The sequence below is a fragment of the Candidatus Zixiibacteriota bacterium genome (assembly GCA_036480375.1).
Taxonomy (GTDB): domain Bacteria; phylum Zixibacteria; class MSB-5A5; order GN15; family JAAZOE01; genus JAZGGI01.
In genome coordinates this window covers 89,136-106,899 of the sequence record JAZGGI010000016.1, presented here as the reverse complement: position 1 = coordinate 106,899, position 17,764 = coordinate 89,136, and the positions used below count along the sequence as shown (strand labels likewise).

The window sequence follows — 17,764 nt, the reverse complement described above, 5'->3', positions numbered from 1 at the left end:
GCCAGTTGCGATAATGGACCTGAAGTCGGCGACGCCGTTTATCCTGTGTGGCATATCCGGCAAATTCGACTATTTTATGATAAACTCACATTGCCAACTCTTCGCATAAGATTTCTATCTTCACTAATTAGAATTTTCATTGTGAAATCACTTGATTCCTCAAAACAAAACCATTATGATTTGAGATTCAAAGAGTAAGCCAAATTCTAACTCAATGCCATTGATTTATGAGGCACAAATGTCATCTTATAATAAATTAGCCAATTAAAATTTTAAATAGTGCTTTTCCAAAAGGATAATAATTATGGATATCGCTAAACTTAAAAAGGTTTCGACTCCGATTCTGCTTATTGCGCTGTTATTCTTTATTACATCCGGCGCAGCATCAGCAGGAACCATTTCGGGTCAGGTTACCGATAAGGCGGACGGAGTCGCCTTATACCGGGCCACCGTTTCCATTACCCCGGTCGCCGGCGGAAAATCTACCGGAACCATGACGGACGAAAACGGCAATTATGAAATTAAAAATCTTCCTGCCGGCGCATATAACATCTCTATATCATCAATGGGATATTCTCCGCATACCATTTCAAATGTAACGATTGGCGAATCCGAAACAAAAACGATAACAGCCAGTCTGGCTTCGACCTTTATTAATATGGATGCTGTCTCTGTCAGTGTATCCCGTCGCCCCGAAAAGATTGTCGATGCTCCCGCCTCTGTTAATGTCATCGACTCCAAAGCCATCGAATCCCGTACGGTTTTGACCCTTACGGAACATATTAAAGGAGCAACCGCCGTTGATGTCGCCACCACCGGTCTAAACCAATCCAATGCCGTCGTTCGCGGTTTCAATAATATCTTTTCCGGAGCTCTTTTGGTCTTAACCGACAACCGTAATGCCCGCATTCCTTCGCTGCGTTTTAACGCCTACAATTTTATCCCCACGATTAATGAAGATATCGAACGCATTGAAATTGTCTCCGGCCCGGGCTCAGCGCTATACGGTCCCAATGCCGCCTCTGGCGTCATGCACATGATCACCAAATCGCCATTTTCGCATCAGGGTACAACCGTAAGCATCGGCGGTGGTGAACGCGAACTATTTTTGGGATCTTTCCGCCATGCCGGTTTGGCGGGCGACCGCATCGGATATAAACTGACCGCTCAATACTATCAGGGTCTGGATTGGAAGCATTACGAAAAAGCCGAATTGGAAAAACCGATAATCCAAAACTTCCGTCCTACCAACAAAGGTCCTGTTTTTGTAGGTGAACCATTCGAAAACAAACGGGATTTCAATATTGAAAAATTGTCGGGTGAGGGCCGACTGGATTTCCTGATTGGTGATGACGCTTCCCTGATTTTCAACGGAGGCTTCAGCCGTTCAAGTAGTATCGAGCTAACCGGACTTGGCGCCGGCCAGGCTATCGACTGGATTTATGCCTATGGCCAGGCTCGCTTCAGATATAAAAATCTATTCGCTCAGACTTTTCTTAATACCAGCGATGCCGGTGACACTTATCTACTTCAGACCGGGCAATTAATTATTGACAAATCCAAAGTCTGGGCCGGACAGATACAGCACCGCTATACCCCTCAGGATAAACTATCTTTTACCTACGGATTTGACGCCCTCTTAACCCGTCCCAACACTGAGGCAACCATTAATGGCAGAAACGAAGACGATGATAAAATCAATGAATTCGGCGGATACTTTCAGGGCGAATATAAAATCGATCCCAAATTAAAACTCCTCGGCGCTATTCGCATCGACGACCATAACCGATTAAAAGACCTGGTAGTCTCTCCCCGCGCCGCCCTCGCTTATAAGCCAACCAAAAACCATAGTCTCAGGGTAACTTACAACCGCGCCTTCAGCACCCCTGATAATAATAACTTGTTTCTCGATATTCTATCCCTGGCCGATATGGGTGGCATGGGTGAAAGATTTGCCCCTGCGCTTAATGGATATAATCCGGGTATTGACGTACGGGTTCAGGGCGTTCCTGAGACAGGATTCCACTGGCGCTTTGATGATAATGGGAATCCGCAATTTCGCTCGACATTCACGCCAATAGCACAACTCAATAGCGTGCCTATTCCAGCAGACGGATTCATAAGTCTTAATGACCCCATCTTTACAGCATTCATGTGGAGTGTTGGTCGAGATGCAGTAATTGGTGGATTTAAGGCTGATTTAGCATCCGCGGGATATGACTCTGCGACAATCGCTTTTTTGGAAAACTCTATTGAGACATTAGTTCCAGGTATGATTGCTGGCGTTGGAAATCGACTAATGACGCTTAACATGGATACCGGCGAACTTGATGCATCGAATGTCGATGCTATTGCAGATATTGATAGGCTTGAGCCAACTATTACTCAAACTATAGAGCTTGGATATAACGGCCTTATTGGTGATCGCCTAAAATTCGGAGTTGATTTATACCGAACCGATAAAGAAAACTTTATCGGCCCACTAACCGTTGAAACACCCAACGTATTTTTGGACCCAGTAGCTCTGCAATCATTTCTAACCAATCAGATTGGATCCAATATTTCTACTAATCCGGCAGATTCAGCAGCCTTGGATTTTCTTGATGCGAATGGAAACGGTCCAATTGATGAATTGATAACTATGTTTCTTACCACCCCCGCTGGTATACCTTTCGGCACCATCACTCCCGATGAAGCCTTCGATCCAACGGCGATATTGATTACCTACCGCAATTTTGGCGATATCAATTTCTACGGCGCCGATTTCTCATTAGCTTATCACCTCAATCAGAATTGGGATTTCGGCGGAACCTTTTCCTATATATCCAGGAATTTCTTCGAAAAGAAGGAGGGACAGGTTCACGATATTCATCTGAACGCCCCCAAATATAAAGGCTCTGCCTATATTCAATATCAATATCCCAAATACAAGCTAAGCGCGAATTTGAGGTATCGTTATGTTGATGCCTTCGATATGGCCAGCCCGTTTTTCGGTTCGTATGTTAGTACCTATCACCTGCTTGATTTCAATGCCGGCATAGATTTCATGCATGATACGCATCTGGCTTTGACTATTCAGAATGTCCTTGATAATATGCATTCGGAATTTGTCGGCGCTCCCGAACTGGGCCGTTTGACTATTGTTAGACTGACACAGTCTTTCTGATAAAATCAAATCAAGAAAAAACCCGGTCGCATATTCAAATACGGCCGGTTTTTTTTTACGCTTTTTTATTCGTTACACTTTTATAGATTCAGACTTTTTATCAAGCTCGTTTCTGAGAGCCATGCCTATAGCCTTACGAGAGTATGGCTTTTTGACATACTTTCCGGCGCCAAGTTTTTGCATTTCAGTTACCCGTTCGGTCGCCGAATATCCACTTACAATTATCGCCTTTTGTCCCTGCTTAATCTCAAGGATTTTGCGGTAGGTATCGAGCCCATCCAGATTCTTCTCCATAATCATATCGATAATGATTATATCAAATTTCCGCCCCTTCAAAATACTTATCGCTTCGGTGCCATTCTCCGCCGTTGCCACCTTATATCCCAGACTCGACAGCATTTCTCCGGCAATATCTCTTTGCTCCTCAACATCATCAACAATAAGCACCGTCTCCGTCCCCGATATATTCATATCCGCTTCGTATTTATTCTCCGTCGGCTCATCGGTAACCGGGAAATACAATATAAATTTAGTGCCTTTCCCAATCCGGGACACAATATCGTAATAACCACCGTGATCTTTGACAACACCATAAACCACCGACAGCCCCAGGCCGCTCCCACTGGTACCCATTTTCTTTTTAGAATAATAGGGTTCGAATATTTTTCCAATATCCTCTTCGGCGATACCCATACCAGTATCAGAAACGCATACAACAATATATTCTCCCGGTTCTTCAACTTTATATCCATCAATTAATACATCGATATTTTCTTTGCCTGAGGAAATCGTAAGGCCGCCCCCTTCAGGCATGGCATCAAAAGCGTTGACAATCAAATTCATTACAGCTTTTAATAAATGAGGCGATGATCCGTTAATGTTCGGTAAATCCGGATCCAAATTTAAATCAATATTAACATTTGGATTTGTTTGACATAGTTTCAAGTAACTGGGAGAATCCTGATATGATTCTATGACCTCATTGATATTGATTGCAGTCAGCTCATATCGCCCGCGTCGCGCCAGAGTTAACAAATCCTGAATGACATTAGCGGCATCCTGGGCCGATTTACCGATCTTTTTGACTCTTTTGCCGACTTTACTTTCCTCGTCAAGCCCGGCCAGAATCAATTCAGCGTAGCCAACCACTGGCCCCAGCATATTATTCAAATCATGTGCCACACCGCCGGCCAGAATACCCAAAGATTCCATCCTCTCGGCTCGTTCCAATTGTTCCTGCAAACGCTGCCGTTGCTCTTCTTCACGTTTCTTGTCTGTTATATCGCGAAAACTCCAGACTCGTCCGGTCACCATCGCGTCCTGAACCAAAGGACAGGTAAATCTCTCAAAGACGCGGCCATCCTTAAAACCAATTGTGTCCTTTGCCTCAAGATCGGACTTATATAATTCCTGTACCTTAGTAAGGAATTCATCAGGATTCTCTAATTGTTCCAATACATGAGTTAAAAGTTTTTCATCATCGCGGCTCTCAAATAGATCAGGCGGTATATGCCACATATCAGCGAAGCGGGTGTTGGCATGCGTAACACTACCCTTATTATTGACTACCAATATTCCATCTGCGGTGGATTCCAGAGTCGCTCGTAATAATTCCTCACCTTCCTTTAACGCGGTAAGAGTTCTATGCTGTTCGGTAACATCCTGTACCAGAGAAGCAATGCCAATGACATCGCCGTCTTCATTTACCAGTGGCGTATTATACCACTCACATTTGAGAATTCGACCATCTTTGTGACTATTATCATTGGTACTCCGATTACCGCCCTTTTGGCCTAGTAGGTTTTCCCAGATCGTGTCTAATTGAGGGATTTCATATTCCGGCAGGATTATATCTTTGGGATGGCATCCGATAGCCTCCTCACGACTATATCCAAATATTGTTTCAGCGGATTTATTCCATTCAGTTACGCAAAAATCCAAATCCCATTCAATGACACCCAATGGAGTTTGCTGAACATGGAGCATTAACTTCTGTTTGGATTTGCTTAACTCTTCCTCCGCGCGTTTCCTTTCCAGCAATTCGCTGGTTAATTCTTTGGTTCGTTCCTTCACCTGATATTCAAGTAAATCACGGGATTTATTTAAATCGTCAAATGCCTTTCCTAATACCCCCTGCATATCATTAAATGCCATTCCCAGAGGCATAAAGTCCTTATCAAGCTCATTCAATTCTATTTGGGTCCGCATATTTCCCGAACTAATTAAGCAGGCCGCCTTTTCAAATATTTTGATAGGTTTGACAATTTTAGAGGATATCCCAAAGCCAATAAAAAACGACAAAGTCAGTATTATGAAAGCCCCGCCAATTATGAATAGGAAGCTGGAGGCTACCTTACCCATCATATTTTCGCCGGTTATGGCCAGCCATAGACACCCTACTTTGGCGTTTTTATAAGTAATCGGATACTTGATAATGCAATATTCGTTATCATGCTCAATTGCAGGCGTATCTGGATGATTACATCCTTGAGCCAGCCGGATTAAATTTGTATCGCTTATGTGGGAGTAATAATGGTCATCATTATCGTCATAAATAACAACAGCTCTAACATCCTGATCTTCAAAAACTCCCGAAGCGATTTCCGCGACATAAATGCTGTCCTGAAAATCCAAACCGGGACCGACATTCTTCGATACCATAGCGGATATACTTATTGCCTTTTCTTCCAAATTTTGATGCAATCGATCAGAGAGGTGAACATATGTCAGTATTATCAAAAATGAGAGAGAAACCGTAACTATTGATACGACCAATGCGATTATTTTTGTCCTGAGCGTCAGATTCATCATTAGCTATCTGGCCCCTTCATAAATGCTGCACATTTTAAGCAAATGAGCTCCAAATTTACTCCCCTCTGATTGAGCCGCATCCAAATTGACAATAATTGAATTCTTCTTTTCTTGAGCCTTAACGCTGACAGCGATACCGTTACTGATTAACTCGGGATTAAACGAAAACGTGCGAATATTACTCTCTGACAATTTGTCTAAAAGTTCTTCCAGACCATTCTCATTATTCCCGGCAATAATTAATACATTGTAATTTTGGCTGTCATAACCATTAAGAATTGAATCAGGTGAGAAAAAGTTAACGCCTTCAAAAATAATATCCAATCCTTCTATTTTTAAATCTGAATTTCGAGACATGAAATCACAGGCAATTTGGTATTCCTCATAAGCATCCGCGTTGCCTTTATCATACAATATCCGGATATGGACGTTTTCAAATTTATCAGAATTAAAATTGAAGTCACATGTGATAATTTTTAAAAATAGAGGCAGGCTCAGCTTTGGATCCACTCGATCCGCCTGATGGCCATATACACCGATAATAAATATCGCGTTTAATAAAGCCAAATACAACGCGCCTCTATTGATATATTTCAACCCAAAAATCATTTCAAATAGCCGCTTTCCACCCAGCTACCAATTCAGCGCGGTAGATAATTTTAAATATATGGATCGCCCCGGACGTACAATACTTGCCGTTGGATAATAATCATAAGCCATCGGCTCACGATATTCTTCGTCAAATAAGTTCTTTACTCCCAGGGTAAAGCTGGTTTGACCGAATAATTTCGGAGCATAAATATTAACGTCAACTAAGGTATTACTCTTCAGCCAGGTACCATCCCATAGTGCCCTGGTCGATATATATCTTATGCGCGATGATAAATTTATTTTTCGCGGAAGGACTTGGTATGTTACTCCCAAATTCCCCAACCACCGAGGCGAATTATAGGCGACACCATCTTCGCTTCCGGAGGAATTGTCAAGCTTTTGATACGTAATATTCCCAAAACCGCTTAGACGGTAAATCGGATTCCTTTTGAAACTCAATTCAATACTATTGGAATGCAGTTTTCCGCTATTGCGGAATTGTAAAGTTCCATCAACAAAATCCTCGCCCGGATGATTTGGGTCGGAAATATCAAGATATGATTGAAGAATTAAATCAGCCATACGGCTGTGGTTACCCGCTATTTCAAACGAAACTCCATAAGGAAAGTCATAAGATGCAATCAATTCAAAACTGGTAATATTTTCCGGTTCCAGATCGGGATTCGGAGCGTAATACTCCTCATCTGTATATGTTATTTCATAAAATGACGGTGAACGAAAACCGCGGCTGACAATAAACTTCAGATTCGCGTTTTTTTCAGGCTTATAAATAATCGCCGCTTTGGGCGTTATACCTGCGGTTGTATATGAATAGTAATTAAAATGTAAGCCGGCCACGGTTTTCAACTTATCCGAAAATTTGTAATCATTCTGAACAAAAATATTAAATATTTGCCCATCATTTCTTTGGTTTTCAGAAGGGATAACGTTTGATAAAACCCTTTCTCCACCCGCATCGGTTTCCCCGGAACTGTGCCATATTTTATGAAGCTGAAAATCGCCCCCCAAATGAATGTTATTCTTTTCACTTAGATTAAGGTGAATTCTTACATCCCCACCATACCATTCATTGAATTCATAATCAGCCCAGATTGGCCCCGGCAAATAAATAGGCGACACCTCCCACTCGGCATAATTATACAGGATATGATCGGACCATTCATAATAATTGTAGAAAAACCGGGCATCAATTTCAACTTTTTCAGAAAGAGCGTTACTGTACCCGACATCAAAATAATTCCTCTTTTCCCGATAATGATTATCCTCCTTGGCGAATAACGACCCCCATGCCGAATGAGCCAATCGGGTTATCATTTTGGAGAAGTGTAATGTTGCGTAAAACTTCTTCCAGTTTATCTGGTGATGCGAAAAATATTTTTCCATTCGGTTCTTCTGATCCGCATAGCCGCCCGTAAAATCAGTCGAGTCCAGGTAGAATTGATTGTACCCGTCATCATCAAGGCTCAGAAGCGTTCCGTCGCTTAAATCACTGAATTCCTCAAAATACAGCCTATTGCCCTTTCGATCAAAAATCGTCCCGAATGAAGTAATCTGAAAATCATTATTTACTCTGTGAAATAGACGATAACTTCCGCTTCTTTGTCCCATTTCAGAATAATACGAACTTCGAAGCGACAACTCATCATCGGTAGCCTGATGCGTAATTAAATTCACAATACCAAAGAATGCGTTACTGCCGTAAATAGAAGACGACGGACCTTTGATAACTTCAATTCGTTCGATATCTCCGATATCAACGCCCGGTAAATCAATACTATTCGTTCCGGCATATTGTTCTGTTATCGGCCGCCCATTGACCAGTACCATTACATGTGAATTCCAAGCGCCAAAAGCGGAAATGCCTCGTACCCCGATTTGTGAAAGAGAATAATCATCGGTGATATACAAACCGGGTACTACCGATAGAGCCTCACCTATATCTAAAAATCCGAAATTATCTATCATCTCCTTGGTGATGATAAATACATTGGCCGGAGATTCTTCAAGGGTTTCAGCATGCCTTGACGCAGAAAAAACGATATCATCCAACAGTCCATCAAAATCCAACTCGTTAATGTCAGATACCTCTCCGGCACAAACAGCCATCGAAAAAAACGATAATAGGCAAATAGATACAACACAGACCTTATACGTCCGCATTATGCTAATTCCAATATCGGGTATATACATCTGAGCTCCTTTCAAAATAATTACATATCAATAGTAAAGTTATCGTCAATAAGACTCTATAACTTGATAAAATCGGGATTGCGTTCAAGAAGTGAATACAAAAGCCAATTAAAAATAAGTAGTTAATATTATGCTTTAAGTATGGCCCTTATGTTGTTGATATAACAACACGTATAGAATTATTGTTCTCGTACGGCTAGGAAATTTAATTATCTTAACCCTTAATATTTGCCACCGGATAAAAACGCGCGACAATTTTACTCAGCCCCAGCCGATTGACCGCGTTTGACACTTCATCAATATTCTTATAGGCAAATCCGGCCTCTTCAGCCAAGCCCCTCAAATATCCGGTCTTGACGGTAATGCCCCTTTTGAGCATATCTCGCTGAAGTTCGTCTCCCCTGATTTTCTTTTTGGCCTTGGAACGAGACATAACCCGTCCGGAACCGTGTACTGTCGAACCAAAATACTCATTTTCGGCTTTTTCAGTGCCGACAAACAGCGCCGAACCGGATTCCATCGAACCGCCGACGATCACCGGCTGCCCCAACGCTCGATAGGCCTCCGGAATTTCAGAATTACCGGGACCAAACGACCGCGTAGCCCCTTTACGATGAACAAGAACCTTTCGGGATTGACCATCAATATTATAATTTTCGAATCGGGCGATATTATGCGCCACATCATAAACCGTTTCCAGCTCCAACTGAGATGCCGAAAGCCCAAACACATTTTCAAACACTTTGCGTATATAATGCGTTATAATCTGACGATTAGCAAAGGCGCTATTGGCCGCGCAGGCCATCGCCGAATAGTATGCTCGTCCCTCAGGCGACTTTATCGGCGCTGCCGCCAATTCCCTGTCTTTAATATTTAGTTTATAATTGTTTCGTTTGGCCGTAAAAATCTTCAAATAATCGGTCGCTATTTGATGCCCGAATCCTCGCGATCCGCAATGAACCGCGATAACGACCTGTCCGGCTTCAGAAATGCCGAAACCCCGCGCCGTATTTTTATCAATAATACCGTCTTTTCTCACAACCTCTATTTCCAGATAATGATTGCCCGACCCCAATGTCCCCATCTGATTGAGGCCGCGATTGGCCGCCTTTTCAGAAACGGCCTGGACATCAGCCCCTTCAACCCATCCCTCCGTTTCAGTATTTTCAATATCTAATTCTGTCGCCCGGCCATTTTCAAGGCACCATTTTGAACCGTTGAGCATTAATTGGCTATATTCCTTACGATTGAGCCTTACCAGTCCTTTTGATCCCACGCCGGACGGTATTGTTTTGAATAGCTCGTCTATGAGTTGAGATAATTTCGGTTTTATCTCCTGAATAGTTAAATTTGTTCGGATTAACCGCATCCCGCAATTAATGTCAAACCCTATTCCGCCCGGAGAAATCACGCCATCCTCGGCATCAAAAGCGGCTACGCCCCCTATCGGAAATCCATAACCGAGATGAGCGTCCGGCATGCAAATAGCGTATTTATATATACCCGGCAGGCAGGCGACATTCGTAATCTGCCCAATTACTTTTTCATCAATCCCGCCAATCAGCTTTTCCGACGACAATATTCGCGCCGGCACGTTCATTTCCAGGCGAGCCGAAGCGGGTACTTCCCAGATGTTTTCAGATATTTTCTCCAGTTTAGTCATAAGTCAAAAATAACCGGGGTTGAATAAATATTTCCTTCTCGCTTTATATTCACTCTGTAATATGTTACGGCCTTAATTTCATTTTTCGCGACATCAATGTTCGAGTCAAACTTCCTGAAGTGGACCTTGGCGGACAAACAGAGTTCCTCCGTTTTTTCCGCGATTGACAATTCAAAATCCGTAGCTATTAATCCTTCAGCGTCAAAAGAATACAGCAACTCCGAAAGCCAGTCTATTAAAAGCTCATCTGCCGTCCCGCTGGACAATTCTATTTCTCGGGCCATTTCTTTCTGCCAACCGGGATTTTCAAGTATAATATTGAACATTCCCTCGGCGCCGGCAATATAAAGTTCCTCCAGAGAATCACCTGAAATATCGATCCCGATATCGGTTACCGATAAACTGTCATTTATTTCAAATTTGCGCATAAAAAAAACCGCCGGCCGAGTAGGCAGGCGGTGTTTCCGGTTAACAAACTTACTTGGCCTTCTCTATACATTCGACAGGACAAACCGCCACGCATTGAGGTCCGTCTTCCTGATCCTCGCACTCGTTACACGTCTCAGGATCGATAATATAAATATCATCCCCTTCAGTGATTGAGGTCGTCGGACATTCCGCCACGCAGAGATCACAGGCGGTGCATTCGTCGGTGATTTTCATAGCCATAGTTCTATCTCCTCCAAAATAGTTGGTCATATCTACAAGGCCAAATCTAATAATTTGACGAAATTTGACAAGATATTTTTTGAAATAAATAAAAAAAACCTGCCCGGCAAATTAACCGGACAGGTTTGTCAAATAAATATCTTACTCCAGATTTTATTTATGTAGAGGCGAACCACAAATCGAAAGCCAGGTCTGGCAATCGCATGGCGGCGGGCCGCCCTTAAATACATGCGAAATTAAATAAACCGCATCACCGACATTGGTCTGACAATCGCAATTGGCATCACCGCTGCAAATCTGATACGGAGTAGCGGGGGGACCGCCCTTGAATACATGCGCGATTATATAAACCGCATCGCCGACGTTCACGCTTCCATCACCATTGGCATCGCCTACCACACAATCACAATCCCCGCACGCTGTTGTTACACAATTGGTACTATTGCCCTGGTAAGTGCCGCCCTGTGATTGGCACTCCGTAGCCGTTACATTATCAAGGCAACTACCATCCGGTAAACAACAAGCCCCGATCTGTACACTGCAGAAAACAGTGGCGCAATCAGTATCATCACTCATATAAGAACCGCCCTGTGACTGACACTCAGCCTGGGTAACATTATTTATGCAATTTCCGTTAGGCAAACAGCAGGCCCCGGTAGGTACAGTACAAGTAATCGACACACACTCGGTATCATCACCCTGATAAGTGCCGCCCTGTGATTGGCACTCCGTAGCCGTAACATTATCAATGCAATTATCGCCCGGGAGACAGCAGGCCCCAGTAGGTACAGTGCAGGTTATCGATGCACAATCGGTGCCATCACCTTGATAAGTACCGCCCTGTGACCGACAAACTGCAGACGTTACATTATCAAGACAACTACCATCTAAGAAACAGCATGCGCCCGTCGCTTGAGCATAAACTCCGGTTACTCCAAAAAACAATATGCCCGAAAGGCAGACAATTACGAAAAAATGAATGCTTTTCATATGTCCTCCCCGAGTAAGCTATTTTTTTATTTTAATGAATAATCCCGACAAGAGCGGTATATTTGAAACGCGCCCCGACCTGTGGAATTACCCCAACCCATCGTCAGCGCAAAGAAGTGTATCTGCTTACAATATAATTGGTTTGATGAATTTGTCAATGAAATTTCCCGATTTGAATAATCGCATAAATAAAACCTGCCCGGCAAAAAATACCGGGCAGGCTCGTCAGAAAAGAGTCTGACAATAAAGACTATTTACGCAACGGCGAACCGCAGAGCGAGAGCCATGTCAGGCAATCGCATGGCGGCGGGCCGCCCTTAAATACATGCGAAATTAAATAAACCGCATCACCGACATTGGTCTGACAATCGCAATTGGCATCACCACTGCAAATCCGATACGGAGTAGCGGGGGGACCGCCCTTGAATACATGGGCGATTATATAAACCGCATCGCCGACGTTAACGCTGCCGTCCCCGTTGGCATCACCTACGATGCAATCACAAACTCCGCCGCCGGTTATAATAAACGCCAGATCAAGTGACTGTTCAAAGTTGGGCGGTTCAAAAAGATCAGTCCAACCAGGCACATCGCTGTTACCTTCACCCCAGGGAATTTCACCAAGGGTTGTTCCACTCAAATCACCGATACGCGATCCAGGACAGCCAGTGAATTCAATCTGATAAGTGATATCGAAGAAGCTATCTACATTCCACTGGCCGCCCTCGCTTGGAGTAAGGGTTGTCATACCCGGACTCGGTATTCCGGTCTCAGCTACGCCTGCTACAATCCTTAGAGGACAGAAATCAGCATCGGTGGTTTCGCCCGACATACTGACAAGCGACATCTCGACTATTTCCGTCGGAACGCCATTAACAGGTGCTGGTGGAACCCGCGGTCCGGTATGAATCTCAAGATGAATCGGAATCAAAATCATCCGTTCAAATCCTCCAAGAGCCCCCGTACCGACGCAGTGCCAATTCAAATTCGCCTGGCAGGTAATGATCTCACCCCCAAGGCTGCCACCCAGTTCAGTGAATACGTCAAAGAAAGAGTCTATCCAGAAAGTTCCTTCAAGCGATGACTCCGGAGGTAATCCTTCGGTAATTCTTAACGGCTCATCGTTTGGCGGTTCGTAAGGACAGAGTGTCGGCAATTCCGTAGTCGGTGTCAGACAAGGAGGTTCCTCATCAAGACCCCAGACAGCGTCATCATTCCAGTGGTTTTTCGATGATTTCCATCCCCATTGAGTGAATTCGGTTGATTCGTCGTCCAGGATTGCCGAAATATTGAGCCAGTAAATCATGCCTTCTTCCTGCATAAACCACAAGTCTTCAGGAATATTGACGTCATACTGGAAGTACTCCTGGTGATTCAAAGGCAATATCAAACCGCTCAGCGGATCGTAATACCCTTCTTCCGTCGCCGCCATTATCTTGGTCGCCTTAAACAGGTTGGTTCGATACTCCCATAACAAATCACCGGGGTGGCTATAAGGAAGCTGACCCGCTCCCGCCGGTACATCGGCATGGATGCTAAAGATAAAGGCAATGATCTTGCCTTCGTTTCCGTCAAGCCACGAACCCCAGAAATGCAAATCCTTAACTGCACCGGATTCGATACACCGCCAGTCATCAGCCAGAGTCATCGGCCAGGAAGCATTCACATCCCATCCGGTCTCGTCCGGGAATTGCGGATTGAGCATCTTAATATCACTGCCCGTATCGGGATCCCACGGGTCTTCACACAGGTCATCGGTGCCGTCGTTATTATTATCACCAAGACAGAATGTGCCATCACCCATGTAAATTCCCAATTGAGCGTTACAGTCACTTGGTGTTATATGATCAACACAGGTATTATCTGGCAAACAGCAAGCGCCCATATGCTGCTGCGACGTTTCACAGGCATCATCAGTTCCATTTTGATTATCATCACCCTGACAGGTCGCCGCGCCCCACGGTGAAGGCGTTCCGCCCATATCATCACAGCATAGCGGATCCACGGTCACGCAAGTATTATCCGGTAAACAGCAAGCAATCGTATTGACCGAACAACTCGTGCCCGTTCCCTGCGGTGATCCACTTTGCGCTATACACTCACTCGGTAGAAGCATTACGCAACTTCCATCCGGCAGACAGCACGCTTCATCATTTTGCGGCGTTTCACAGGCATCGTCAATACCATTGGCGTCGGCGTCTTCCCCACAGAACTCCGAACCCCACGGCGATAAAGTTCCGCCCATATCGTCACAACACAGCGGATCTACTTGGATACAGGTATTATCCGGCAAGCAACACGCCATTGTATTCGAACAACTCGTCCCAATACCCTGAGGTGTTCCACTGGCAGCGAGACAGCAAACCGGATCAAGCATCACGCAATTGCCATCGGGCAGACAACAAGCCTGAGTGGCTCCGGTTGCATCGCACTGCGTGCCCGGACCCTGCGGATTGCCGCTGCTAACGATGCAGCACAATGGATCCATTGTTATACAACTGCCGTCATCGAAACAACATGCTTCCGGAGCGGTACAAACCGTACCCGGCCCCTGAGGCACGCCGCCTTGGGCGATACAATCGCTAGGCAGCATATCAGTACACGATCCATCCTCCAGACAACACGCTTCATCTACTTCCTCGACTGGACAAATTACCAAAGCATACTCAATAATCGTATGAACCGTAATACCTGGCTGAGGAGTTATCGGATCTATGCTCGGATCGTGCGAGTTCTGTCCATAGAAGATACCGGCGTTGCCGGTGCTAACCGGGTAATTAACCAGCTCACAATCAAAGAACGGCGGGGAATTCACATTACAAAAAGCCGGTACAACCTGGTAGCGGTCATGATGCATGGATCCATGCGGCCCCGACACAAATTGAGCGTCATCGTGTACCGCAGCGCCATGCGGCGCCGGAGGACCGCCTCCATTAACATCATAATACGGATCCGATATGCACAGTGCGGAATCTACCAGATCAGTACACGTTCCCGCAACCGTTACAAAATGTCCACCAATCCACTCACAATATCCCGGAGTAACCTCCTGCCAGAAACCTAACAGCAGAATCACATTCTGACTGATTAACACCTGCTCTCGAATATACTCAAAGCCATTAGATCCCGGCTGTACGATGGGCACTAAGGTTACCGTATAGTGATCCTGTAGTCCCGCTTTAATTAGCCATTGCTTGGCCCCATCATACATATCATTAATATTTGTACCGCCCATTCCGCCCGGATTTGTATTACAATATATCGCCAGGGAATCAACTAATGGCGGTACATTCTGGGCATCATGATCATCCCAGGATGAGTTATAGGCTGTGACTAACGGATAATTATCGCATATAGTCGGTGGCGGCGTCGTGCAAGTTTCAAACTTGCTGTCAAACCACCACATACAATTGGCCAGCGCTACCGGGCCACAATAAGTCAAGATACCGGAATTATCGGCCCAGTTAGGTCGTTTCTGATCAAAATCAGGTACACCTGCCGGTGCATAATCTTCGTATGGCGGTTTATAATATTCACAGGTATCCGGTTCTGGTTCGTCGCAAGCTTCGTCTACGCCATCACCATCAGCATCGCAAACAATTCCCGCTCCCTGCGGATCACCGCTTATCGCTATACAGCACAGCGGATCAATATCAAGACAGGCGCCGGAGGCTAAACAGCATGCTTGCGGAGCCGAACATTGCGACCCCGCACCCTGTGGCGTTCCACCCAAATTCATACAGCACAGCGGATCCAGCATCATGCAACTGTTGTCAGGTAGACAACAAGCTTGAATAGCCGAACATTGCGATCCCGGGCCTTGCGGACTTCCGCCCTGATCCATACAACACAACGGATCCAGCATCTTACAGGTGCCATCAGCGAAACAACACGCTTCCGGCGTCGAACAAGTCGCACCCGCCTGAACAGTTCCACCTTGGTCAACACAACAAAGCGGATCTATCGTCACACAACGGCCATCGGGCAAACAACATGCGGCCAAGCCTGTACAAGTTGTTCCCCGACCTTGAGGCGAACCACCCTGACTGGCGCAAAGTACCGGATCTTCCATACTGCAGGTACCATCCGACCAACAACAAGCCTCCTGGGTAGGAGTATCGCCCTGATTAGTAATCACAAAAGCCTGATCCATCGACATCACGCAGGCATGTTCTATAAATGATGATTCGAGGATTATGAAATTTTCACCCTGAACATCAATCGAAACCCATTCAGGATTATAATCATAGATAACGTAATCAAAAATGTAATGCCCCGGCCCCATGATTTCTATGTTTAAAAGAGTATCGCGCCCAATATAAGCTTGCTCATTAACGCCAGGAAGTGGCGGGACACGGGGTTGTCCGGGCGGATTGCCTTCTATAGACCATAAATCGGTTGACCAGTTAACAGCAAGAGTTATAAAGCTCAGAATTTGCGGATTCCGGTCATATTTATCAATATCAATCTCAATGTGAATAACCTTAAATCGTTCATCATCAAAGAGATGATCATAGAACCAGATATTCCACCAGTTGGTCTCCGGATAATAATACCATGGACCGCCGCTCGCCGGATCATGATATGGGTCCGTATCGCCGCCCCCGCCGCCGCCACCAAAATTAGCTCCGGGTGGTCCGGGGAACAGGGTTAACCAATAATTGTTAGTTATCGATTCGTATGGCTCCAAAATTTCATGCCATGTCAAATCTCCCCAAACGGCCCAAACGCAGTCGTCGTTCCAATGATCCTGAGTCGATTTCCATCCCCATTTAGTATCGGTATCAGCAACATGGGCTGAAATATTCAGCCAGTATATCCTACCCGCCTCTTGGGTCGGAATAACAACACCTGGATCACTTGGATCAAGACAGATATTGTACTGGAAAAAGGGAACATGATCATCAAAAATTACTTCGCCATTAATCGGGTCATACCAGCCTTCACTGGAAGGAGGATCAATTGGTATCGCCGTATAATTTTTGGCTGTATATTCCCAAAGCGTCTGCCCCGGTCGGCTGTAAGGGAGCAACGGAGGATCGGCCGGAATATCAGAGTGTAAACTAAGGGTAAATGAATCTACTATACCCTCGACACCTTGCCTCCAGGCACCCCAAAAATGAAAATCTAAAATTTGTCCGGATTCTGTGCACAGAAAATCATCGGCTACAATAGCCGGTATAGTCGCGTTTACCGCCCATCCGGTATCGTTTGGCAATTGAGGGTGATGCATTTTATGATCATCACCAACATTCCAAATGCACGCGGACTGAGTTTCCTGATCTTTTGTGTCAGCGCCTGCCTCCTGCCCTGTCCCGGCATACAACAAGGACAGAACAAAGAAAACCGCGACAACAAAAGCCCCATACCTTTTGTTCATGGCTAACTCCTTTGCGTATATTCACATAAATATATTTTTAGTGTCAAGCCCTGCAACCAGGAAGTATTTAACCGCAAAAAACGACTACCAACAAACCCCTCGCAAATAGTAATTCTTTGGCTGCAACAAATATGAAATGACTCACCTCAAATATATCCCCAAGTTCAAATTGTGTCAAGGATTATTTTGCATCCTTTGTTATTGAACCACAATAAAATACACATATTTTAGGTAATGTAATTATATTAAAATTCGATTGACAAATCGTCAACAGTTGACTACC

Annotated in this window: 9 protein-coding genes; 1 reads left to right on the top strand and 8 read right to left on the bottom strand. The window is 44.8% G+C overall.

All coding sequences use genetic code 11. The features are described 5' to 3' along the window. Positions 1 to 304: 304 nt before the first annotated feature. Positions 305 to 3,166: a TonB-dependent receptor gene (locus V3V99_03755; GenBank protein MEE9441762.1), complete on the top strand. Its 2,862-nt coding sequence runs from the start codon at positions 305 to 307 to the stop codon at positions 3,164 to 3,166. 72 nt (positions 3,167 to 3,238) lie between these two features. Here V3V99_03755 and V3V99_03750 read toward each other — a convergent pair whose 3' ends face one another. The 8 genes from V3V99_03750 to V3V99_03715 form a co-directional block, all read right to left on the bottom strand. Beyond that, on the bottom strand, positions 3,239 to 5,977 hold the full coding sequence (locus V3V99_03750; protein ID MEE9441761.1) for a PAS domain S-box protein: 2,739 nt from the start codon (positions 5,975 to 5,977) through the stop codon (positions 3,239 to 3,241). Positions 5,978 to 5,980: 3 nt separating this feature from the next. Beyond that, on the bottom strand, positions 5,981 to 6,487 hold the full coding sequence (locus V3V99_03745) for a YfiR/HmsC family protein (protein ID MEE9441760.1): 507 nt from the start codon (positions 6,485 to 6,487) through the stop codon (positions 5,981 to 5,983). 123 nt (positions 6,488 to 6,610) lie between these two features. Continuing rightward, positions 6,611 to 8,779, bottom strand: coding sequence for a TonB-dependent receptor (locus tag V3V99_03740; GenBank protein MEE9441759.1), 2,169 nt, complete (start codon positions 8,777 to 8,779; stop codon positions 6,611 to 6,613). A gap of 214 nt (positions 8,780 to 8,993) precedes the next feature. After that, positions 8,994 to 10,442, bottom strand: a complete 1,449-nt coding sequence (locus V3V99_03735) for an RtcB family protein (protein MEE9441758.1) — start codon at positions 10,440 to 10,442, stop codon at positions 8,994 to 8,996. Further along, positions 10,439 to 10,870 carry an archease gene (locus V3V99_03730; GenBank protein ID MEE9441757.1) on the bottom strand — a complete coding sequence of 144 codons (432 nt, stop codon included), beginning with the start codon at positions 10,868 to 10,870 and terminating at the stop codon, positions 10,439 to 10,441. The genes V3V99_03735 and V3V99_03730 overlap by 4 nt, the downstream gene beginning before the upstream one ends. Positions 10,871 to 10,919: 49 nt before the next feature. Continuing rightward, positions 10,920 to 11,111, bottom strand: coding sequence for a 4Fe-4S binding protein (locus V3V99_03725; protein ID MEE9441756.1), 192 nt, complete (start codon positions 11,109 to 11,111; stop codon positions 10,920 to 10,922). Positions 11,112 to 11,264: 153 nt separating this feature from the next. Continuing rightward, positions 11,265 to 12,101, bottom strand: coding sequence for a dockerin type I repeat-containing protein (locus tag V3V99_03720; protein ID MEE9441755.1), 837 nt, complete (start codon positions 12,099 to 12,101; stop codon positions 11,265 to 11,267). A 250-nt stretch (positions 12,102 to 12,351) separates the two neighbouring features. Further along, complete coding sequence (locus V3V99_03715; protein ID MEE9441754.1) at positions 12,352 to 17,481, bottom strand: dockerin type I repeat-containing protein; 5,130 nt, start codon at positions 17,479 to 17,481, stop codon at positions 12,352 to 12,354. Positions 17,482 to 17,764: the final 283 nt, after the last annotated feature.

Coding starts and splice junctions, on each gene's coding strand:
- V3V99_03755 (MEE9441762.1), top strand. CDS start 305: ATGGATATCGCTAAACTTAAAAAGGTTTCGACTCCGATTCTGCTTATT.
- V3V99_03750 (MEE9441761.1), bottom strand. CDS start 5,977: ATGATGAATCTGACGCTCAGGACAAAAATAATCGCATTGGTCGTATCA.
- V3V99_03740 (MEE9441759.1), bottom strand. CDS start 8,779: ATGTATATACCCGATATTGGAATTAGCATAATGCGGACGTATAAGGTC.
- V3V99_03735 (MEE9441758.1), bottom strand. CDS start 10,442: ATGACTAAACTGGAGAAAATATCTGAAAACATCTGGGAAGTACCCGCT.
- V3V99_03730 (MEE9441757.1), bottom strand. CDS start 10,870: ATGCGCAAATTTGAAATAAATGACAGTTTATCGGTAACCGATATCGGG.
- V3V99_03725 (MEE9441756.1), bottom strand. CDS start 11,111: ATGGCTATGAAAATCACCGACGAATGCACCGCCTGTGATCTCTGCGTG.
- V3V99_03720 (MEE9441755.1), bottom strand. CDS start 12,101: ATGAAAAGCATTCATTTTTTCGTAATTGTCTGCCTTTCGGGCATATTG.
- V3V99_03715 (MEE9441754.1), bottom strand. CDS start 17,481: ATGAACAAAAGGTATGGGGCTTTTGTTGTCGCGGTTTTCTTTGTTCTG.